Raw genomic sequence first — 21,620 nt, forward strand, 5'->3', positions numbered from 1 at the left:
TTTTCATCACCTTCCCCTCTTTGCCAGCAGGTCAGGGCCGCTGGCAGGTTTGCAAAGATGTTCGTGAGGCAGCTCACAGATGTCGCAAAAGCGGCAGATGTGATGTTTGCCGCATTTCCGAAAACTTCATCATCTTTCTTCAATAAAAAACAAATTTCCTGACGCGGAGAGTGCAAAATTCAAGGCAAGGCGCGCAGCGGCTGATTAGTATCGGTTGCAATTATGTTAATAATGGAGAAGGGATCATGACCGTTCTGCATAGCGCTGACTTTTTTCCGGCAGGTAATTTTCCGATTGCTATCGAACCGCGTGTGCCACAGCATGCTTTTCCGGAACACCACCATGACTTTCACGAGATCGTGCTGGTAGAACAAGGCTCAGGCATTCATATATTTAACGGACAGCCGCAAACCCTTTGCAGCGGCTGTGTCTGTTTTGTACGCGATCACGATCGACATCTTTACGAACAGACGGAAAATCTTTGCCTGACGAACGTGCTTTACCGCAGCCCAACGGCGTTTCGCTTTCTGTCCGGGCTGCAGGATCTGCTGCCGCGAGAAGATAGCGCCCACTATCCGTCACACTGGCGTATCAATCATCGGATGATGGGCCAGGCGCTGAATATTGCGACGCAGATAAAAGAAGGTGAAGGCTGGTCGCTGGAAAAACAGGCGCGCCAGGAGCAGCTTTTTTTGCAGCTGCTGGTATTGCTGCGCGAAGCCTGTCGCGATGAGGCATCACAGGATCGGGAGGCGCGCCTGCATCGTCTGCTGGACTGGCTGAATGAACATTACAGTGAAGAGATCGAGTGGGAAGCGTTGGCGGATCGGTTTTCGTTGTCGTTGCGCACGCTGCATCGTCAGATGAAGCAGCAAACCGGCAATACGCCGCAACGTTATCTGAATCGTCTGCGACTGCTGCAGGCGCGTCATCTGTTGCGCCATAGCGACATGCGCATCACTGATATCGCCTTTCAATGCGGATTTGGTGACAGCAATCATTTTTCAACGCTGTTCCGGCGTGAATTCGGCTGTGCGCCCCGCGCGGAGCGTCAGCATAGCGTGTAACCAGGGAGGATTATCATGTCGTTGATATTGAGCCGTGAGGATTATTTTCCTGCCGCCAATCTGCCGGTCGCGGTAGCGGAACGTATGCCTCAGCCCTCGTTTCCGCCGCATCGCCATGAATTCGGTGAGATTGTTATCGTCTGGCGCGGTAACGGGCTGCACGTCTTAAACGAGCGGCCCTGGCTGGTGACCTGCGGCGACGTGTTCTATATCCATGATAATGATTGTCACAGTTACGACACCGTCAACGATCTGGTGCTGGATAATATTCTTTATTGTCGCGATCGCTTCCGGCTCGGGCTGGATTGGTCGCAGCTGTTGCCGCCTCAGACCGACAAGACGCCCGGCTGTTGGCGTCTGACTACCCGCGGTATGTCGCTGGCGCGCGGCGTGATTACTCAGCTTGAACGTGAAAGCCGAAAAACCGATCCTCTCTCTATTCAGCTTTCTGAGGCGCTGTTCCTGCAGCTGGCGCTGATATTGCGTCGCCACGGCTATGCGGCGGATCGTCCCTGGGCGCTGCCGGAAGGCGAGCAGCTCGATCTGCTGATGTCTGCGCTACAGGGCGCGGTCGTACGTCCTTTCGATTTATCCGCGTTTTGTCAGCAGAATAAGCTTAATGAACGTGCGCTGAAACAGCTTTTTCGTCAGCAGACCGGGATGACGATTGGTCATTACCTGCGCCAGCTGCAGCTCTGTCAGGCAAAATATCTGCTGCGCACGCGGGACTGTTTGATCAGCGAAGTGGCCGCACGCTGCGGATTTGATGACAGTAACTATTTCTCCGTGGTGTTTACCCGCGAAATCGGCCAGACGCCCAGCGCCTGGCGGCAACGCTTTTTGCAGCATATCCAGCAAAATAAAACGCCTGCGGCGGAGCGAGAGGAACCAGTGCCGCCAGTGCGGCACCGGTAAGGCCTCAGGCCGCCAGGCCAAGCCCGACGATATTTGCCGCGATGATGATCACCAGGCAACCCAGGGAAAGCACGCCGACCGGACGACGGCCCGCCGATTTCCACTCTTTCAGCAGTAAGCCCACTAACCCGCCGCAGAGAACATAGAGGCTCATATGCAGCATCCAGCTGACAAAATCATACTGCGGCGGTATTTTGGCGTGACCCCATGCATAGAAGAAGAACTGCAGATACCACATGGTGCCGCCCAGCACAGCAAAAGCGACATTGGCCAGCAGCATGGGTTTTGCTATGGAAAAATCCGCTTTAACCGAGAGCTCAGGCTTCACTGCCAGGCGAATAAAGCAGTAGGCCAGGTTAACCAGCGCCCCGCCGCCCATAATTACCACGTAGCTGGGCAACGCCACGTAAAGCGGATTGATACCCAGCTGTGCCGCCGCATCGTGCATGGGCTTCGCCGCATCCATGGCAAACGACATTCCGGCGGAGAAGATGCCGCAGATCACTGCCAGCACCAGCCCTTTCTTCAGGTTAAACTCTTCGGCATTGATCCCCAGGGCGCGCTCTTTTAACAGACCCGCTCGTGAGACGATCGCCACCCCGAGCAGCGCAACAAATACGCCCAGCAGCGTTAGACGCCCGCCGGTAGAGCTGAAAAGTTCGACAAAGCGCCCCTGCAATAACGGCGTCATCAGCGTACCCACCACCAGCGTAACGCCGATGGCGATACCGATGCCCATCGACATGCCGAGATAGCGCATGGTCAGACCATAGTTAATGTTGCCGATGCCCCACATTGCGCCAAACAAAAATACTGGCAACAGCTGCGACATACTGAACGAGCTGTAATACGTCCAGAAGTCAGGCAGCAGCACTGCGCTGACGGCCCAGGGCAGAATCAGCCATGACATCATTCCACCAACGGACCACATAGTTTCCCAGGACCACTTTTTCACCTGCTTAAACGGCGCATAAAAACATGCGGCACTGGCGGCACCGACCAGATGCCAGAAAATACCTGCAATGATGGCACTGTTCATTGTTTTTCCTTCGTAAGGTTGAGAGGCCGACGGGAAACCGATGGTCTCCCGATTACGAAGGAGTCTACGGCGCGCCGGGATCATTCAGCCTTTGAGTGACTGCCGGATGCATCAAAGCGATGGCAATATCTGACGGTTGTTCCCTACAAGGATCACAAATTCGATTTTATGACGCGCAGCGCGGCGATTTTGTATAACCTACTCATTATTCAGCTTATTTTAAGAGAATGCTGTGTTGATCAGCTCATTTCTTATCTGGCTGCCAGGATTTGATCAGAAATGGCAGCAGAATGAAGTTAAACGGCCAGATCAAGGTTTTCTTCCAATATGGCCGACAAACCCTTATAACACGGGGTAAATTCATCAGAACGCAGAATTGAGATGACGATGAAATGGTTGACGCTTTACCTTTCCCGATCGGTAAGTCAGGTCATGCTGGGAGATTTAAAGGCGATTCTGCCTGGCGATGCGGTGAAGATATTCATCAATGGCCTGGACGAGGCGCGTTACGCCACAGTGGAATGTGTGCAGAGCGAGCAGCATTGCGCATTGATTGCTTCGGCGATTACCGTCTGGCGACAGTTAGGTCATATCGATAGCATTATATTTAAGGCTGGCGAAATAGTGCGCCGTGAAGATGAAGCCAGCCAGTTTCAACTTTTCAGTATGATGAAAACATCGCGCGCAGTGCTGCAGCTTGCCTGAGCGTAGGACACACTCTTTTTTATTCAAGGTTGATGATGAAAATCGGTATTCTCTTTCCCATTGCGATTATTATTGCCGGCGTTTCTTTTCTCGCATGGTTTATTTTTAGTGGAGCGGCCGTTCCAGGATCCTGAATTTCATCTCAAAAAAGGTAATACGTTGCAAATTAACGCAGCTGGCTGTCTTTACTGCCTCGGCGATTAAAAATCGCGTGGCTATTCAGCTTTTTATCCCTTTCTTGCTGACAGGGAAGGCAATATTTAACGCCTTTCAATGCATTGCGTCGGGCAAGCGGGATCTCATCGCCGCATTCTTCGCAAAAATGCGCGCTTTCGCCCTGCCCGATTGACTGGCGTACACGGGTAATTTCGTCATTAACGGTGGTATCAATCTGTTCCTGAACGGCACCGTCAGAAGCCCAACCGCTTGCCATGATGACCTCCGAATTTCACAGAAGAGTCAATAAATATGGGGGCAAAAATGAAAATTTCAAGGGGCCTGGCAAAAAGGAGTTTGTTACACCCATAAAAAAACCCGCTCGGAGGCGGGTTTTTCATATGAAGGGAATCAGCTACTCAGGCTAAAGCCATCATCGTGATCGTAATTCCCTTTCATCAGGTATCTTATTTTGCAACCACGTTGATTGCAGAAGGACCTTTAGCAGAGTTGGCCTGAACTTCAAACTCAACACGCTGACCTTCGTCAAGCGATTTAAAACCGTCGTTCTGGATAGCAGAGAAATGGACGAATACGTCTTTGCTGCCATCTTCCGGAGAGATAAAGCCAAAACCTTTCTCAGCGTTAAACCATTTTACTAAACCAGTCATTTTCTTAGACATAACTATTACCTTATTTGATAGCCTTCCGGCAAACGTGGTCTGGGTACAGAATTTATTTAGCGCTTAACGAGGAGACTCACGAAGAAGGGATATCGAAGGATAACACTTATGATGAGAACTGCTTTACTAAACTGCTTTTGATAAGGTCTGCGTATCAAACCGATGACGCTATTAACGCATGAATCTGATGATGTAGCAAGTTTAATTATGAAAATTTGATTTAAATCTTCTGGCCGCAACCCTTTTCTGCGCCTCTTCCCGGCTTTGTTTTCTTATTTCTGATTAACCTGAGCAGCTTTCAACAGCGAGCAAGGCATTCATCTGCCTTGCTTTTATCGCTTGCCGTTTCGCTAATAAATTTTCACGGTATCTGGCCGATTATCTCAACCAGAACCAGCGCATTGTTTTTTACTTTGCAGGCGGCCTGTCGAGCTATAGAGCAGACCGCACAAAGATCTTTCGTTTCCGTTTTGTATTCATAGTCGATAAAGCACCTGAATTTCTCACCATAGGAACTGAGCCGACAAAAACGACGAGGCTCGAGCAGTTCATCCAACTGTAAAAAGGTTAATGCTGAAGGGTTATGAAACCCAACTCGTACGCGATATGTAGTCATCTGTTGATTATTTTGTCTAATCGCAACGGTGACCAGTCGTTAACGCTTCTTTTTGGAATAGGCGAAAACTAACAGCGACAACAGGGGCGCAATAAGCAAAAAAGTGAATTGGGCACTAAAGTTAACGAACCTTCGTCAAAAAGAGGACGTCTTGTGAAAGCGCTAACTTATCATGGTCCCCATCATGTCAGCGTCGATAACGTCGCCGATCCGATCATCGAAGCGCAGGATGATATTATCCTGCGCGTAACGGCTACCGCCATCTGCGGATCTGATTTACATCTTTATCGTGGCAAAATTCCGCAAACGAAACATGGCGATATTTTTGGCCATGAATTTATGGGTGAAGTGGTTGAAACCGGCCGTGATGTCACGGCGGTCCAGAAAGGCGATCGGGTTGTTGTACCGTTCGTTATTGCCTGCGGCGACTGTTTCTTTTGTCATATGCATCAGTATGCCGCCTGCGAAACCACCAATACCGGCCGCGGCGCGATTATCAATAAAAAGCAGATCCCACCGCCGGCGGCGCTTTTTGGTTTCAGTCATCTTTATGGCGGCGTTCCTGGCGGTCAGGCAGAGTATGTCCGGGTACCTAAAGCCAATACTGGCCCATTCAAAGTGCCGCCATTGTTGGCCGATGATAAAGTGCTTTTTCTTTCCGATATCTTACCCACCGCCTGGCAGGCAGTAAAAAACGCGCAGGTTGGCAAAGGCTCACGCGTCGCTATCTTTGGCGCAGGCCCGGTTGGTCTGCTTTCTGCCGCCTGTGCGCGGCTGGCGGGCGCGGAACAGATCTTTATTGTCGATCATCATCCCTACCGGCTTGAGTTTGCACAGCAGCGTTATGGCGCCATACCCATTAATTTTGATAAAACCGACGATCCTGCCGAGGTGATTATTGAAAATACGCCAGGTAACCGGGGCGTCGATGCGGTGATTGATGCAGTAGGGTTTGAGGCCAAAGGCAGCACGACAGAAACTATCCTTACGAACCTTAAGCTGGAAGGCAGCAGCGGTAAAGCGCTGCGCCAGTGTATTGCAGCAGTACGTCGAGGCGGCGTTGTCAGCGTGCCGGGGGTTTATGCCGGCTTTATCCATGGCTTCTTGTTCGGCGATGCTTTTGATAAGGGTTTGACGTTCAAAATGGGACAGACCCATGTTCACGCTTACCTGCCGGAGCTGTTGAAGCTGATTGAACAAGGCCTGCTCACGCCGGAGGAGATCGTCACTCACCATCTGCCGCTCAATGAGGCTGCGGAAGCCTATAAAATCTTTGAGAAAAGAGAACAGGATTGTCGCAAAATCATTCTGGTTCCCGGCACCCGAACCAGCGAAACGGGCAATGTGCGTTCTGCTACGCTGGGTTCCACGGATGTGTAATGGCAGGAGTAATATGGGGCGTCAGCGCCCCATTGAAAAAGGCCGCCCCAGGGCGGCCTTTATAAGCAGTGCCCCACCCGGCGCTTATCTCCGGCACTCATTCTCATGGCTTAGCTCTTGAAGGGGCGAAAAAGAGTATCTCAGATAAGAATATTCCTGGGTTAACATTTCTTGCTATCGTGACTATTCGCCTGCTAATTAATAATCTACTGGGCAGATGTGACATCTTTGCGCCAGAAAGGCTGTCTGAGAGAGAACTACTGACATAGTAAAAAAAACGTTAAAAAATGTAGGGTGCCTGACTTTTTACTACTCCGGAGTTACATTTTAGATGTATGTCATTTTATTTAATGTTGTAACTATTAAGCGGCATGATTGCTTACTGCAAGCATAACGGCAGAAAAACTTATTTACTCAGCCAGTATTTGCATAACGCCCCGCTGGCGACCAGGCTTGGTTAGTGAACATTGACGAAAATCATAAGGAGGAGCTATGTCCGAGAATTACAGAGATTGTGTAGAGGCCTGTTATATCTGCGCTGCTTTTTGCGATAACTGCGCAGCTTCCTGTCTGGAAGAAGAAGACATTGATATGATGCGTGAATGTATCCGTCTTGATATGCAATGTGCAAACCTTTGCCGTCTAACCGCGCAATTTATTGCGTTGGGTAGCGATTCCGTGAAAGAACTTTGTAAACTGTGCGCGGATATCTGCCAAAAATGCGGTGATGAATGTGGTAAACATGAGCATGACCACTGTCAGGAATGCGCAAAAGCCTGTCATCATTGCGCTGATGCTTGCCGTAAAATGGCTGCCTGAATCAAAGTGATTAGCTAACCGTCCGACGAGGCGGTTAGCTACGCGCCAGGAGTATCCCCTGCCCTTCGCTTTGATATTAATAATCTTAAGAATAATCTTAATAGCATCCGCCTGTACGGCCAATTCAGGAAAATGCGTCCAGGATCATATTTTAAACAATATCCAACAGGAGGTTCTATGCCCTCTGTTCAAATGTATATCAAAGATCGTCCCGAATACGCTTTTACCGGCAATTACTACACCACTAACCCGGAAGAAAATGAGGCTGTAACCAGAACCTGGTTTGAGGTTCTGAAAGAGAGACAGCCGACAGAAGCCTTTAATGACATAACGAAAGGCGATCGTGTCGTCTTTGTCTCCCCTGTGGGAGAAGCTGAAGAAATGCTTCTGATAAACGAAACGGCATCACATCTTATTTTCTCATCACATCAATAAACCATTGCGATATGTAATGGCGACGACAGTATGCACTTTATCAGTGCCGGAAAAATTAAAGACGCAGCAGAGATATGACAAGAGGGATTATTTGGATGAACTGAAATAAAAATTAGCCCCGGCATTTATTAATGTCGGGGCTGGTGTTTAAAAAGGATTTGAAATTACCTTTTTATTCAGACTTGCGTCCGCCACCATGGCTATGTTCGCCACCTTTTTTACCTGCTTCAGACGCTTTTTCACGGTCATTGGCGAAATTACCGCCGCTGTTTTTACCGCCTTTCTTACCTGCTTCTGATGCTTTTTCACGGTCTTCTGCGAAGTTACCGGAACCACCACGATGTTCGGCCATAGTTTCCTCCTGAACATATTTGTCATTTGTTTAATGGCAACCAGCATAATGCTAATTACACCGGACATTTTTCGTGTTGCGATAATAAGAATAGCTTGAAATGAATAAAGCGCAAATATTTCCAACCTTACCTGCATTAATTATTTATAAAAAATCCCTATCCCGCTGTAAATAAAGAGAAGCTGAGAGAATAAAAAATTTAAATAACCGCTTCGCTAAAACAGATATTAACATTTTGCAATGACTTTATGGCTTCGCTTTATTCAGCATTAGTCGAAAATGTAAATACCTAACTTTCAACCTGTTAATCAGTTTGCTGTATCGATCAGCCTGATGTGTTCATCTTTGCCATGACTTTTGCCCCTGTGGCATTCAGCGAAAGGTATGTTCTCCCCCTCTGTCTCACTCTCATCAGTATCACATTATTTTAACGAAGCCGTATCGGAGACACTGCAAGATGACAACTCATCATCAACATTACATCAATGGTGCATTCGTCGCGCATCAGGGCGATAAGTGGATTGAGGTGACAAACCCGGCAACAGAGGCGTTGCTGTCGCGCGTGCCGGAAGGCACGGCTGAAGAAGCTGGTCGCGCCATCGCTGCGGCCGAAGCGGCGCAGCCGATGTGGGAAGCGTTACCCGCGGTTGAGCGCGGCCTGTGGTTGCACAAGCTGGCTGCGGCGATTCGGCAACGTGAAGCTGAACTTACCTCAACCATCGTGGCCGAAGGCGGCAAAACCCAGGGGCTGGCGCAAACCGAGGTGCTCTTCACGGCAGATTACCTCGACTATATGGCCGAATGGGCGCGGCGCTACGAAGGCGAGATCATCAACAGCGATCGCCCCGGTGAGAATATTTTCGTGTTTAAAAAAGCGATTGGAGTAACCACCGGGATTCTGCCGTGGAACTTCCCTTTCTTTCTGATTGCGCGCAAAGCAGCGCCAGCCCTGATTACCGGCAATACCATCGTGATCAAGCCGAGCGAACTGACGCCGAATAACGCGGCCATTTTTGCAGAAATAGTGCATCAGATCGGTTTGCCAAAAGGCGTCATCAATTTTGTTTACGGCTATGGCCCGGAAGTGGGTCAGGAACTGGCGGCCAACCCAAAAGTGGGCCTGGTCAGCCTGACCGGCAGCGTCAATGCCGGGATTGCCACCATGGCGGCGGCAGCCAGAAACGTCACCAAGGTTTCGCTGGAGTTGGGCGGCAAGGCCCCTGCTATCGTGATGGACGATGCAGACCTGGCGCTGGCGGTAAAAGCCATTGTCAGCTCTCGCGTGATCAATACCGGACAGGTGTGCAACTGCGCCGAGCGCGTTTACGTGCAGGAAGGCATTTACGATCGCTTTATGAGCGCCCTCACCGCAGCCTTCCGAGAAATCACTTATGGCGATCCAGCAGAAAGAGCCGCTATCGATATGGGGCCGTTAATTACTGCTGCCGCCCTGGCGCGTGTTGAAGCGAAAGTGGCGAAGGCGGTTGAGCAAGGCGGCAAGATCGAGCTGGGCGGCAAGCGAGTCGGTGAAAAAGGCCATTTCTTTGAACCCACCATTATCAGCAATGTTCGCCAGGATATGGAGATTATGCGCGAGGAGATTTTTGGTCCGGTGCTGCCCGTTATGACCTTCAAAACGCTGGATGAAGCGATAGCGCTGGCTAACGACTGCGAATATGGCCTTACCTCTTCGATTTATACGCAGAATATCAATACCGCGATGCTTGCCCTGCGCCAGCTGAAATTCGGTGAAACCTACATCAACCGGGAGAACTTTGAAGCGATGCAGGGGTTTCATGCCGGTTGGCGTAAATCCGGCATCGGCGGCGCCGATGGCCGTCACGGGCTGGAAGAGTACCTGCAAACTCACGTAGCCTACCTGCAGTTTCAGTAACCTCTCCGGCTGTAAACATCAGCTAAACGGGCCGCATCTCTGCGGCCCGTTTTCTCAGGACAGAAGTTTTCTGCTGCGCAACAGCGCAACAGCGCTCAGCAACGCCACCATCATTAAATAATAACTGGGTGCCAGGCGGGTGCCCGTTGAGCTTATCAATAGCGTACAGATTAATGGCGCAAACCCGCCAAAGACCGTTACTGATATGTTGTAACTAATAGCCATACCGCTGGCGCGGGTGGCGACCGGGAAAAGATCCGCCATTACCGACGGCACGGTGGAGAAATAGACCGATTTCAGAAACGCCATCCACCCTACCAGCAGCATTAATGTCAGCGGCGTGGTATGGCTCACCACCAGGTGAAACGCAGGCCAGATGGTAACGATGAGCATCAGCAGCGATCCCCACATCAAGGGCACGCGCCCCATGCGCTCTGCCCATAGTCCCATTATCGGCGTCACCACGGTGAGGATCACGCCTGCCAGCAGCGTGGCGCCAAACGCAACCGAACCGGGCAGATGCAGGTTTTTGGTCGCGTAAGTCGGTACATAGTTCAGCATATAATTGACGGCGGTAGAGATCACCATCAGGCCAATCGCCAACAGCATCAGCTCCTTCTGACGACTCAGCAATGTTTTCAACGGCGACGGCGCTTTCTCCTGCGGCTTAAAGCTCGCCGGCTCGTGCACATGACGACGAATATACGCTCCCAGCGGCCCAATGAGTAACCCGAAGGCAAAAGGGATGCGCCAGCCCCACGCCTGAATCTCGCTCTCCGTCAACAGCTGCGTCAGGCCAAGGCCAAAAGCGGAAGCCATCAGGGTACTGGCGCCTTGGGTAGCGAACTGCCAGCTGGCGATAAAAGCTTTGCGTTCCGGAAAATGCTCTACAAGAAATGCCGTCGAGCTACCAAACTCACCGCCCGCGGAAAAGCCCTGAATCAGGCGCGCCAGCAGAATCAGGATCGGGGCCGCCAGACCGATAGAGGCATAGCCTGGCATAAAGGTAATAATCGCCCCGCCCAGCATCATCAGATTGATAGAAAGCAGCAGCGCTTTTTTACGTCCATGGCGATCGGCATAGTTGCCGAGCACAATGGCGCCCAGCGGCCGGATAAGAAACGACACGCCAAAGCTGCCGAAGGCCAACAGCAGCGACACCGAGGGATCGCTCACCGGAAAAAACGCATGGGCGATATAGCTGGCGAAAAAGCCGTAAACCGCAATATCAAACCACTCCAGCGCATTGCCGATGCAGGTGGCGAACAGCGTTTTATGCAGGCTGGGCTTTGACGCCGCCAGCGTCTGGCTGTGGCTCAGGCTGCTCATGCTTTTTCTCCCGCATGGGCGCGATGGCGCGCCGTCAGGGTTGCGCCCTGCTCGCCCAGCTCCCAGAACAGACGCGTCATGATTTGCAGACCTTCACGCGCAATCGACTTAAGCATGTGCTCGTTAACGCCGTGCTGCCCGCAGGCGGGATAGGAGTGCGGCACCCAAAGTGTCGGCAGGCCAAGGATCTCTGAAAAGACCTCATTCGGCAGCGAACCGCCGAGATTAGGCAGCAGCGCGGGCTTTTTGCCGCTGCTGATCGCGATGCTTTCCAGCGCCCAGCCAACCAGAGGATCGTTGGGATCGAGACGCGTCGCTGGCGATCCACGCATAAATTCCACCTCGACATTATGGAAACCCTGCTGCTGCAGATGGGCACGAATATGCTCAGCCAGATTTTCCCAGTCGGTGCCGACCACAAAGCGCAGCTGGCAAACGGCAGTGGCGTGGCCCGGAATGGCGTTCATCGGTCGGGCCGGATTGCCGGCGAGAAACGACAGCACCTCCAGCGTATTCCAACCGTAAAGGCGTTCGGTCGGCGTCAGGCCCGCCTCGCCCCAGTCAGGATCGATCGCCGGATCGCCCGGCATGCCGCCAACGTTAATATCGCTGAGGATCTGGCGCACCGGACCGGTCAGCGAGTCAGGCTTCAGCGCAGTTACCTGTAACTGTCCCTGCTGATTCACCAGCGAGGCGATAGCATTAGCCAACTGGCTGGCTGGATTGGTCAGTAGTCCGCCCCAGTTGCCGGAGTGGTAAGCGTTGTCACGGGCGTTGATTGTCAGACGAAAATTAACGCAACCGCGCGAGCCGAGAAACAGCGTAGGCCGTTCGGCATTCAGGCGCGGGCCGTCGGAGGCGATAAAAAGATCGGCGCGCAGCAGCGTCTGCTGCTGTTGGCAAATTTCCGCCAGTCCCGGCGAGCTGATCTCTTCGCCCATTTCAAACAGGATTTTGCAATTAAAGCCCAGCTTGCCGCCACGCGCATGATAAACCTGCTCCAGCGCCGCCAGGTTGACGCAGTGCTGGCCTTTATTGTCCGCGCTGCCGCGTCCATACCAGCGATCGCCCTCTTCTTTCATCTGCCAGGGCGACAGACCGTCGCGCCAGTTTTCATCGTCGCCGAACACCACATCGCCGTGACCGTAGCTGAGCAGCGTCGGCAGCTGTTCATCCTCAATGCGCGTGGCGATCAAAAAAGGTCGGTTTTCAGCGCGCGGATTGTCAATAAAATGCAGCGTGAAGCCCAGCGCGCTCAGCTGCGGCCCAATCTCATCCTGCAAATAGCGTTGCAGCAGCGCATCGCGATCGTCGCGCTGGCTCTCTGTGGCCAGCGCGACCCGCCGTGCCAGCAGCCGCTGAAACGCTCCGCTGTCAAAATAGTCCGTTGCCCCGTTTATCGCCTGATCTACCGTCATGTTTGCCCTGCTGTCGTTATTGGTTTTATCTGGAAAGTTATCTTTGCGGAAATGCTGCTTTGCCACAATTATCAATTTTTCGAGTAAGCTTTGCTTTTATAGCAAAAGCAGCCTGCCCGAAAACGAGGCATGCACCATCGCGAGGCAAATTTATGCTTAGCAGTGAAATGCGTTATTTTCTTGCCGTTGCCAGCGCCGGGTCGCTCAGTGCCGCCAGTGAGCAGACGTTTATCGCCGTTTCCGCCATCAGCCGTCAGATACGGCGTCTGGAAGCGCAGGTTGGCGCGCCACTGTTTGAGCGCCATGCGCGCGGCATGGTGTTAACCGAAGCGGGCGAAATCTTTGCCCATCAGGTACGCAAAAGCCTGCTTGATATGGAACATGCGATTGCGGAGATCAAAGGGTTAAAGGCGGTGCGGCGTACGCAGATTCGCGTGGCCTGTACTGACGGCATGGCCTTTAATCTGCTGCCGCGTCTGTTTGCAGCCTTTCACGAACAAAGTCCCGGCGTTCATTTTTCCCTCAAGGTCAGCAGCAGCCAGGGCGTGGCGGAGCTGATACGGGCGGGAGAATGTGATGTTGCGCTGCAGTTCAGCCTGCATCCGGAGCGCGGCGTCGAGGTGATCGCCTCCTGGCCTGCGCCGGTGCTGCTGTTGCTACACAGCAGCCATCCGCTGGCGCAAAAGCAGGTCACGCTGGCGGATCTCAGTCACTATCCGGTGGCGTTGCCGGAACAGAATACCACGGTGCGTCAGCTGTTCGACCTCTCCTGTCAGATGCGCGGCAGCGTGATTGAACCGGTGCTGACCTGCGATAACTTCTCGACGCTCTACCATTTTCTGCTGCATACGCCGCAGGCGGTGACCATTTGCAGCGCGTTTACCGTGCTCAGCGAGGCGCAGGCGCACGGACTGATCATGAAGTCGATGGGCGTCGATCAGCTGAGTCAGCGTACCCTGCAACTGCAAACGGTCTCGGGCCGCAAGCGCAGCGCGGCACTGAATCTTTTTCTGCGCTTTATTACCGAACAGATGAATGCGCAAGATGCCATGATGCGCCAGACGCTGGTCCGTTAACGGATTCGCCGGGGGAAGGATCCCCCGGCCAGCCAGGCATTACTGCGTGATATCAACCTGATAAAAGATATGTTTGCCGAAGGGATCGACCTGATAGTTGCTTACCGTTTTACGCACCGGCTCAAAGATCGTCGAATGCGCGATCATCACCGCGGGCATCTGATCGTGCATGATCTGCTGCGCCTGCAAATAGAGTGCCACGCGCTTCGCATGATCCTGCTCGGCGCGCGCCTCGGTAATGATCTTTTCAAAGGGCTGATAGCACCACTTCGACGAGTTTGATCCGCCATTAGCGGATGTACAGCTGTAAAGCGGTCCAAAGAAGTTATCCGGGTCGCCGGTGGCCGTGGTCCAGCCCATCAGCGCGGCCTGATGTTCACCGCCTTTCACCCGCTTCAGGTATTCGCCCCACTCATAGCTGACGATTTTGGCCTTGATGCCGACCTTGCCCCAGTCCGCCTGGATCATTTCCGCCATCCGCCGCGCGTTGGGATTATAAGGACGCTGTACCGGCATCGCCCAAAGCGAAATCTCGGTGCCGGGTTTAATGCCCGCCTCCTGCAACAAGGCTTTCGCCTTTTCAGGATCGTAATCGTAATCCTTCAGATCCTTGTCGGCACTCCAGACGCCTGGCGGCAGAATATTTTTCGCTACCGTGCCGGTGCCTTTAAAAATCGCCTCGATAATCGCCGGTTTGTTGATCGCCATCGCCAGCGCCTGGCGCACCTTGACATTATCCAGCGGCGCTTTGGTGGTGTTAAAGGCTAAAAAGCCGGTATTCAGCCCCGCTTTCTGCATCAGGTTAATATCCTGACTGGCGCGCATCTGCGGCAGGTCGGCCGGATTGGGGAACGGCATTACCTGACACTCATTTTTCTCCAGCTTGGCATAACGCACCGAGGCGTCAGGCGTGATGGAAAAGACCAGTCGATCCAACTTTGCCTTGCCCTGCCAGTAATCGGGAAAGGCTTTATAAAGGATGCGTGAATCTTTCTGATACTGCACCAGCTCAAAAGGGCCGGTGCCGATCGGGTTCATATCCACCTTCTCCGGCGTGCCTGCCTTCAGCATTTTATCGGCATATTCCGCAGAATGGATCGAGGCGAAATACCACGCGAGATCGGCAAGAAACGGCGCTTCCGCATGGGCCAGGGTAAAGCGCAGGGTATGATCGTCCACCTTTTCGATTTTTTTGATCAGCGTGCCCAGCTCGAGGCTCTCAAAGTTGGTGTAGCTGCCGCCCGAAATGTTGTGATAGGGATTGTTCGGATCCATCTGGCGCATAAATGAGAAGATCACATCGTCCGCATTCAGCTCCCGGCTGGGCTTAAAGAATTTGTTGCTGTGAAACTTTACCCCTTTGCGCAGATGGAAGGTATAAACCGTGCCGTCCGCACTGATTTCCCAGCTTTCCGCCAGCCCCGGCACCAGTTCTGTGGTGCCGGTTTTAAAATCCACCAGCCGGTTGAATATCGGCACCGCGCTGGCATCCACGCTGGTGCCGGAGGTATAGAGCTGCGGATTGAAATTCTCCGGCGAGCCTTCAGAACAAAACACCAGCGTTTTCGCTGACGCTGTTGTCGCCAGCGCCACGCCGAATGCCGTCAGGGCCAGCCGTGCCATTACCTTTTTCATCATGCTCCTCGCTTTTTATTGACTTCCCACAGGCAGGATTAGTAAATGAAACATTCGTTTAATGAATAAATAACACGAATTGCACCTTAGCGAACAACGCCGAGCACTCACAAATAAGGAAAAGTGATGACAGATAATCTGGCCGCGCAGTTAACCTCGCGTTTTTACCGCTATCTGGCCATAACCAGCCAGAGCGATGCCAAATCCACCACGCTGCCCAGCACGCTGGAACAGCACACCATGGCGCAGCTGCTGGCTGACGAACTACGCGCCGTCGGTCTGTCAGACGTGGTGATTGACGAGCACGCCACCGTGACGGCGGTGAAAAAAGGCAATCGCCCACAGGCGCCGCGCGTCGGCTTTATCACCCACATCGACACCGTGGATGTGGGACTGTCGCCCCATATTCATCCGCAAACCCTGACGTTTACCGGCGAAGATCTCTGCCTGAACCAACAGCAGCAAATCTGGCTGCGCACCGCCGAACATCCGGAGATCCTGCCCTACCTCGGTCAGCAAATTATTTTCAGCGACGGCACCAGCGTGCTGGGTGCCGACAACAAAGCCGCAGTGACGGTAGTGATGACGCTGATGGAGAACCTGAGCGGCGATCACGGCGATATCGTCGTCGCCTTTGTGCCGGATGAGGAGATTGGCCTGCGCGGCGCAAAAGCGCTGGATCTGAAAAGCCGTTTTGACGTCGATTTCGCCTGGACCATCGATTGCTGCGAGCTGGGCGAAGTGGTTTATGAGAATTTCAATGCAGCGGCGGCGGAGATTCGCTTTACCGGCGTGACCGCGCACCCGATGTCCGGCAAAGGCGTGCTGGTAAATCCCCTGCTGATGGCGCACGACTTTATCAGTGAGTTCGATCGTCAGCAGACGCCGGAAAACACAGAAGGACGCGAAGGGTATATCTGGTTTAACGATATGCAGGCCAACGCCAGCGAGGCAGTATTAAAGGCGTCGATCCGCGATTTCGATCTCACTGCTTTCGCCGCACGCAAGCAGCAGTTGCAGGCGGTAGCGCAGCAGATTACGGCCCGTTATCCCACCGGCAAGGTTGAAGTCAACATCAGCGATACCTACAGCAATATCAGCAATGCCATTGGCGAAGATCGTCGGGCTATCGATCTGATTTTCGAGGCGCTGCAGGCGCTGGAGATTGAGCCTAAAGTCATTCCGATGCGCGGCGGCACTGACGGCGCAGCGCTTTCCGCCAAAGGCTTACTGACGCCGAACTTCTTTACCGGCGCACATAATTTTCACTCAAAGTTTGAGTTTCTGCCGATTCCGTCATTTGTGAAGTCTTATCAGGTGGCAGAAAAGCTCTGTTATCTGGCGGCAAAATAGCGCGGTAAAAAAGGCGGCTCGCGGGCCGCCTTGTGCTGATTTACTTCGCGACGCTGACGTCGATGCCAGGGAAGAATTTTTTCGCCAGCTTGCTGACGGTGCCGTCCGCCTGAACTTTCTCAATCGCGGCATCCAGCGCCTGTTTCAGTTTGGCATCGTCTTTACGCAGGCCAAAACCGATACCGGAACCCAGAATTTTGTCATCCTCGACCGGCTTACCGATAAAGGCGAAACCTTTGCCCTGCGGTTTATCCAGGAAGCCTGACTGTCCGGCCGCCGACATCACCAGCGTGCCGTCAAGTCGTCCGGCGACCATGTCGTTATAAACCTGGTTCTGATCCTGATACGCGGTCACGGTAACGCCCTGAGGCTCCCAGTGCTGCTTGGCGTAAGTTTCCTGAATCGAGCCTTGCAGCACGCCAATGTTTTTGCCCTTTAATGCTTCAGCCGTGGGGGCCAGATTTTGCCCCTCTTTGCCGACCAGCATGGTGGGAATACGGTAGATCGGGCGGGTAAAGCCGATGCTTTTCGCGCGCGCTTCGGTGATGTTCATCGCCGAGTTGATGGCATCAAACTTTTTCGCCTGCAGCGCCGGGATCAACGCATCAAAGCTGCTCTCTACCCAGCTGCAGTTGAAATTGCCTGCCTGACAAATGGCTTTACCCAGTTCAATATCAAAGCCTTCCAGCTCACCCTGCGCGTTGCGGCTTTCAAACGGCGGATACTGCGATTCCAGGCCGTAACGTAAGTTGTCAGCCAGCGCGCTTACCGAGGTCAGCATGCCTAACGCCAGAAACAGTGCATTCATCTTTTTCATTGTTTACCCTTCTTCGTTATCTTTTGACCTGACAGAGCGCCTGAGCACCAGCCTGTAAGGTGGCATCGTCTCTGGCAAAAGAGAGACGAATTAATTTATTGTCTGTTCCGTCCATATAAAATGCCGACAGCGGAATGGTTGCCACACCGTAATCGGTGATTAAACGTTTTACCATTTCACTGTCCGCTTCGTCACTGAAATGTCCATAGCTGGCGAGCATAAAGAAAGATCCGGCGCTGGGCAGCAGCTTGAACGGCGAATCCTGCATCAGCGCCAGCAGCGTGTCGCGCTTCTGCTGATAAAATGCGGAGAGCGACAGGTAATGTTGTGCGTTCTGCAAATAGTGCGCAAAACCCACCTGCATCGGCGTATCGGCAGAAAACATCATGAATTGATGGATTTTCACCACTTCCGCCATCAGCTCCGCCGGAGCCAGGCAGTAACCCACACGCCAGCCGGTGACGTGAAAAGTCTTACCAAACGAGGAGACGATCACGCTGCGCTGCGCCAGCTCCGGATGGGTCGCCATGCCGCAGTGCGCGCGCCCGTCAAACAGAATGTGCTCATACACTTCATCGGACAGCACCACAATATCGGTGTTACGCGTCAGCGCGGCGAGCTGGTTCAGATCCTCCGGACTCAGCACCTGCGCGCTGGGGTTGTGCGGCGTATTGATGATAATCATGCGCGTGCGCGGCGTGATGGCGGCGCGCAGCTCATCCCAGTTAATGGCGAAATCGGGCACCTGTAGCTTCAGGCCGATCGGCGTCGCGCCCTGTAATCTCACCACCGGCGCATAGCTGTCGAAGGCAGGTTCGAAAAAGATCACCTCATCGCCGGGATGAACCAGCCCGGAAATCGCCATGTAAATCCCCTGGCTGGCGCTGCCGGTAATCAGCACTTCGCTGACCGGATCGTAGCTTTGACCATAAAGCGCCTGCACTTTCTCCGCCAGCGCCACTTTGAGCGCGCTCAGGCCGGTCATCGGCGCATACTGGTTATGCCCGTCGCGCATCGCGCCGCTCACCGCCTCGACCAGCGCCGGATCGCAGGGGAAATTGGGCGCGCCCTGAGAAAGATTGATCGCGTGGTGTTGCGCAGAGAGCTGACCAATCACGCTGAAAATGGTGGTGCCGACGTCGGGCAATTTTGACTGGGTGTGAACGCTGGATCTGAGGGTCATGAGCACTCCGGGCCGTTGCATAAACATGTAAAAGAAGTTGTTTTCTATTCAACGGGCTGCGGCTTGAGTCCACAAGCGAAATGTTGTCATAATAGCCATGAGAAAAAATCATAGCTGGAGGCTGATATGTCCCATCGCGCCCTGCCGTTAAATGCCATCAACGCGTTTCTGGTCACTGCGCGTCATCTTAACCTGACCCATGCCGCCAGCGAATTATGCATTACCCAAGGCGCCGTGAGCCGTAAGATCGCCGCGCTGGAGAGCTGGCTCGGCTTTGCGCTGTTTGAACGCCACGCGCGCGGCCTGCGGCTTACGGCTCAGGGCGCGGCGCTGTTGCCGGAACTGCGTCAGGGTTTTGAGATGATGATGAACGCCACGGAAAAAGCCAGCCGCAGCAATGCCGTGATTCGTCTGAAAGCGCCCACCTGCGCGATGCGCTGGCTGGTGCCGCGCCTGGTTTCACTGGAACAGCAGCGCCCGGAAATCCATGTCGCCCTGACGACCACGCTGGATCACGCCTCGCAGCTGGAAAATTTTGATGCCGCGATCGTTTACGGCACGCCGCAGCCCGATGCGTTTAAGCTGTTTGATGAGGCGCTGACGCCAGTGCTGGCCGCGAATCTGCCGCCGCCAGCTGCGGTTGAGGCGCTGGCGCGCTTCTCTTTTCTGCATCCCACCCCTGATGGCAGAGACTGGCAGCTGTGGCTGAAAGAGCAAAGCTCCACGCTGAAAATGGCGCGTAACCAGCACTTCGATACCATGGATCTGGCCATCAGCGCGGCAATACAGGGATTTGGCGTGACGGTGGCCGATATCAATCTGGTGCAGAGCGATATCGTTGCGGGACGTCTGATCGCCCCTTTCGCCGCCAGCGTGAAAACGGGCGCGGCATACAGTCTGTTGCAGCGCCCGTCAGAGGATGCGCCACCTTTCCTGCCGGAACTGGTGGCGTGGCTGTGTCAGCCTCAGAACGATATCCACTCCTCCGCGGCGGCGGACCTGGCCTGAGCCGGAGCCGGGGCCGCTGCGCGTTGCTGGTTTTTCATCGCTGGCAGCGGGCTGCTGGTTTCGCTGGAAAGGCGGAACTTCGCTACTGAGGTTTGCAGCGCTTCCGTTTGCCGCTCAAGGGCGCTGGCGGCGGCGGAAACCTGCTCCACCAGCGAGGCGTTTTGCTGCGTGACGCTGTCCATTTCGGTGACCGCCACGCCGATCTGTGAAATCCCTTTGCTCTGCTCTTCGGAGGCCGCCGCGATCTGCTTCATGATCTCATTCACATCCAGTACCGCTTTCAGAATGCCGCTCATGGTATCGCCCGTTTCATTCACCAGCCGTGAGCCTTTCTCCACACGCTGCACGGAATCGTCAATTAACGAGGCGATCTCTTTTGCCGCGCCGGCGCTGCGCTGGGCGAGGTTACGCACTTCGCTGGCGACCACGGCAAAACCACGGCCCTGCTCGCCGGCGCGCGCGGCTTCTACCGCCGCGTTAAGCGCCAGAATATTGGTCTGAAAAGCGATGCTGTTAATGACGCTGGTGATCTCGGCAATCTTTTTCGAGCTGCCAGAGATGCCATCCATGGTTTCCACCACCTCGCTTACCAGCTTGCCGCCTTTCTGCGCGGTGAGGGTTGCCGTACCAGCCAGCTCACTCGCTTCGCGGGCATTATCGGCATTGAACTTCACCGTCGCGGTGAGCTGCTCCATACTGGCTGCCGTCTGCTCCAGCGCCGCTGCCTGTTCTTCGGTACGGGAAGAGAGATCGTTATTACCTGCGGAGATCTCTGCCGCGCCGCGGTAAATATTATCGGTGCCGCTGCGAATAGTGCTTACCGCCTCGCGCAAGCTCTCCTGCATGGCGCTCAACAGTGGCACCAGCTTACCCACACAGTTACGACCAAATTCTTCTGGCGTCTGGCTGAGATCTCCTTTGGCGATCAGGCTGAAGTGTTGGCGCAGGCGATCCAACGGTTTCACCAGCATCGCCGCCAGATAGCGATCGGTGAACAGCAGGATCAGCAATCCGGCGATGACCGCCACGATAATAATCGCTTTGGTGACGTTAGTCAGATGATCGACCGTGACGCGCGTCTCGTCGAGCTTCACGCCAGCCACCTGGTTAAATCTGTCGGCGCTGGCGCCAAAGGCGCGGCTCAGCACAGGCGTCACGTTGTTAGCATGTTGACGATACGCCTCCGGCGTTCCCTGGCGGGCCAGCGCCATTTGCGGCGTAACGCCTTCATTCAATAATTTTTCCCAGTTGGCAATCACGTTGTCAGAAACGTCAGCATCCATCGGGCCGGGCGCCATCGCTTTAAACTGCGTGAGCTGCTGCGCCATGCTGTCCAGCGCTTTCTGAACCGAGGCATACTCTTCAGGGGTGGGCGTTTTGCCCGCAGCACGCCCTTCCATCACGCGTGAAAGCCGGGTGATAAAGCGGAAATACTGATCGTTCCCTTTGCTCAACAGGTTCATTTGGGTGACCAGCTGGCGATCGACCTCATTACCTTCGCCCAGCAGAGACAGTGAATGTACGCTGAACAGGCCGACGCCTGACCAGAGCAGGCAAAACAGCCCCAGAATCATGAGCATGACGGTGCGGATGGAAAAGTTTTTGAAGATACCCATACAAAATCCCATGCGGTAAAAGCGATATTGGCCCGTTAAAATCGGGAGATATTGCGGTTATCGGCAGAGAAAAAGGAAGATGTAACTCTTTTGCCAGTAAAAATATTGTTCAATCGTCAACACT

Annotated in this window: 22 protein-coding genes; 11 read left to right on the forward strand and 11 right to left on the reverse strand. The window is 53.7% G+C overall.

What is annotated here, in order from left to right; genetic code table 11:
• The first annotated feature begins 245 nt into the window (after positions 1-245).
• Entirely contained in the window at positions 246-1,067 is an 822-nt protein-coding gene (rhaS, locus tag ABU178_RS10285) for an HTH-type transcriptional activator RhaS (RefSeq protein WP_397214459.1), read from the forward strand.
• A gap of 15 nt (positions 1,068-1,082) precedes the next feature.
• On the forward strand, positions 1,083-1,982 hold the full coding sequence (rhaR, locus tag ABU178_RS10290) for an HTH-type transcriptional activator RhaR (protein WP_397214461.1): 900 nt from the start codon (positions 1,083-1,085) through the stop codon (positions 1,980-1,982).
• Between the two features lie 4 nt (positions 1,983-1,986).
• Here rhaR and rhaT read toward each other — a convergent pair whose 3' ends face one another.
• Complete coding sequence (gene rhaT, locus ABU178_RS10295; protein WP_397214464.1) at positions 1,987-3,021, reverse strand: L-rhamnose/proton symporter RhaT; 1,035 nt, start codon at positions 3,019-3,021, stop codon at positions 1,987-1,989.
• Positions 3,022-3,402: 381 nt separating this feature from the next.
• On the opposite strand from rhaT, the gene ABU178_RS10300 reads away from it, so the two are divergent.
• Both ABU178_RS10300 and ABU178_RS10305 read left to right on the forward strand, forming a co-directional pair.
• Positions 3,403-3,726: a hypothetical protein gene (locus tag ABU178_RS10300; RefSeq protein WP_397214466.1), complete on the forward strand. Its 324-nt coding sequence runs from the start codon at positions 3,403-3,405 to the stop codon at positions 3,724-3,726.
• A 35-nt stretch (positions 3,727-3,761) separates the two neighbouring features.
• The gene (locus tag ABU178_RS10305; protein WP_397214468.1) at positions 3,762-3,860 is read left to right on the forward strand and encodes a YoaK family small membrane protein; all 99 of its coding nucleotides are present in this window, start codon (positions 3,762-3,764) and stop codon (positions 3,858-3,860) included.
• 32 nt (positions 3,861-3,892) lie between these two features.
• Here the strand turns inward: ABU178_RS10305 and ABU178_RS10310 are convergent, their stop codons facing one another.
• From ABU178_RS10310 to ABU178_RS10320, 3 genes are all read right to left on the reverse strand, one after another.
• Complete coding sequence (locus tag ABU178_RS10310) at positions 3,893-4,159, reverse strand: DksA/TraR family C4-type zinc finger protein (protein WP_397214470.1); 267 nt, start codon at positions 4,157-4,159, stop codon at positions 3,893-3,895.
• A 190-nt stretch (positions 4,160-4,349) separates the two neighbouring features.
• Positions 4,350-4,565, reverse strand: coding sequence for a transcription antiterminator/RNA stability regulator CspE (cspE, locus tag ABU178_RS10315; RefSeq protein ID WP_397214471.1), 216 nt, complete (start codon positions 4,563-4,565; stop codon positions 4,350-4,352).
• Between the two features lie 361 nt (positions 4,566-4,926).
• Positions 4,927-5,181 (reverse strand): hypothetical protein, encoded by a 255-nt coding sequence (locus ABU178_RS10320; RefSeq protein ID WP_397214473.1) that lies wholly within the window; start codon positions 5,179-5,181, stop codon positions 4,927-4,929.
• A gap of 153 nt (positions 5,182-5,334) precedes the next feature.
• Between ABU178_RS10320 and ABU178_RS10325 the strand changes: the two genes are divergently transcribed.
• The 3 genes from ABU178_RS10325 to ABU178_RS10335 all read left to right on the forward strand — a co-directional run bounded on the left by ABU178_RS10325 (position 5,335) and on the right by ABU178_RS10335 (position 7,815).
• Positions 5,335-6,561 (forward strand): zinc-dependent alcohol dehydrogenase, encoded by a 1,227-nt coding sequence (locus tag ABU178_RS10325; RefSeq protein WP_397214475.1) that lies wholly within the window; start codon positions 5,335-5,337, stop codon positions 6,559-6,561.
• 492 nt (positions 6,562-7,053) lie between these two features.
• Positions 7,054-7,380, forward strand: a complete 327-nt coding sequence (locus ABU178_RS10330) for a four-helix bundle copper-binding protein (protein WP_397214477.1) — start codon at positions 7,054-7,056, stop codon at positions 7,378-7,380.
• Positions 7,381-7,557: 177 nt separating this feature from the next.
• Positions 7,558-7,815: a hypothetical protein gene (locus tag ABU178_RS10335; RefSeq protein ID WP_397214479.1), complete on the forward strand. Its 258-nt coding sequence runs from the start codon at positions 7,558-7,560 to the stop codon at positions 7,813-7,815.
• Positions 7,816-7,987: 172 nt separating this feature from the next.
• Here the strand turns inward: ABU178_RS10335 and ABU178_RS10340 are convergent, their stop codons facing one another.
• Complete coding sequence (locus ABU178_RS10340) at positions 7,988-8,167, reverse strand: general stress protein (protein ID WP_397214481.1); 180 nt, start codon at positions 8,165-8,167, stop codon at positions 7,988-7,990.
• Positions 8,168-8,624: 457 nt separating this feature from the next.
• On the opposite strand from ABU178_RS10340, the gene aldA reads away from it, so the two are divergent.
• The gene (aldA, locus tag ABU178_RS10345; protein WP_397214484.1) at positions 8,625-10,061 is read left to right on the forward strand and encodes an aldehyde dehydrogenase; all 1,437 of its coding nucleotides are present in this window, start codon (positions 8,625-8,627) and stop codon (positions 10,059-10,061) included.
• 54 nt (positions 10,062-10,115) lie between these two features.
• Here aldA and ABU178_RS10350 read toward each other — a convergent pair whose 3' ends face one another.
• The gene (locus ABU178_RS10350; RefSeq protein ID WP_397214486.1) at positions 10,116-11,390 is read right to left on the reverse strand and encodes an MFS transporter; all 1,275 of its coding nucleotides are present in this window, start codon (positions 11,388-11,390) and stop codon (positions 10,116-10,118) included.
• Positions 11,387-12,808, reverse strand: a complete 1,422-nt coding sequence (locus tag ABU178_RS10355) for a M20 family metallopeptidase (protein WP_397214488.1) — start codon at positions 12,806-12,808, stop codon at positions 11,387-11,389. Before ABU178_RS10355 ends, ABU178_RS10350 begins: the two co-directional genes overlap by 4 nt.
• A 152-nt stretch (positions 12,809-12,960) precedes the next feature.
• Here ABU178_RS10355 and ABU178_RS10360 point away from each other — a divergent pair, with 152 nt between their 5' ends.
• On the forward strand, positions 12,961-13,884 hold the full coding sequence (locus ABU178_RS10360) for a LysR family transcriptional regulator (protein WP_397214490.1): 924 nt from the start codon (positions 12,961-12,963) through the stop codon (positions 13,882-13,884).
• Positions 13,885-13,923: 39 nt separating this feature from the next.
• Here the strand turns inward: ABU178_RS10360 and ABU178_RS10365 are convergent, their stop codons facing one another.
• On the reverse strand, positions 13,924-15,519 hold the full coding sequence (locus ABU178_RS10365; RefSeq protein ID WP_397214492.1) for an ABC transporter substrate-binding protein: 1,596 nt from the start codon (positions 15,517-15,519) through the stop codon (positions 13,924-13,926).
• 126 nt (positions 15,520-15,645) lie between these two features.
• Here ABU178_RS10365 and pepT point away from each other — a divergent pair, with 126 nt between their 5' ends.
• Complete coding sequence (pepT, locus tag ABU178_RS10370) at positions 15,646-16,872, forward strand: peptidase T (RefSeq protein WP_397214494.1); 1,227 nt, start codon at positions 15,646-15,648, stop codon at positions 16,870-16,872.
• Positions 16,873-16,912: 40 nt separating this feature from the next.
• On the opposite strand, the gene ABU178_RS10375 is transcribed toward pepT, so the two are convergent.
• Both ABU178_RS10375 and ABU178_RS10380 read right to left on the reverse strand, forming a co-directional pair.
• The gene (locus ABU178_RS10375) at positions 16,913-17,689 is read right to left on the reverse strand and encodes a transporter substrate-binding domain-containing protein (RefSeq protein ID WP_397214496.1); all 777 of its coding nucleotides are present in this window, start codon (positions 17,687-17,689) and stop codon (positions 16,913-16,915) included.
• Positions 17,690-17,705: 16 nt separating this feature from the next.
• A complete protein-coding gene (locus ABU178_RS10380; RefSeq protein WP_397214498.1) occupies positions 17,706-18,872 on the reverse strand; it encodes a methionine aminotransferase in 1,167 nt (388 codons plus the stop codon).
• Between the two features lie 126 nt (positions 18,873-18,998).
• Between ABU178_RS10380 and ABU178_RS10385 the strand changes: the two genes are divergently transcribed.
• Positions 18,999-19,880, forward strand: coding sequence for a LysR family transcriptional regulator (locus ABU178_RS10385; protein WP_397214499.1), 882 nt, complete (start codon positions 18,999-19,001; stop codon positions 19,878-19,880).
• Here the strand turns inward: ABU178_RS10385 and ABU178_RS10390 are convergent.
• Complete coding sequence (locus ABU178_RS10390) at positions 19,838-21,496, reverse strand: methyl-accepting chemotaxis protein (protein WP_397214501.1); 1,659 nt, start codon at positions 21,494-21,496, stop codon at positions 19,838-19,840. The genes ABU178_RS10385 and ABU178_RS10390 overlap by 43 nt on opposite strands.
• Positions 21,497-21,620: the final 124 nt, after the last annotated feature.

It is taken from the genome of Pantoea osteomyelitidis, from assembly GCF_044342975.1.
Lineage (GTDB): Bacteria > Pseudomonadota > Gammaproteobacteria > Enterobacterales > Enterobacteriaceae > Pantoea > Pantoea osteomyelitidis.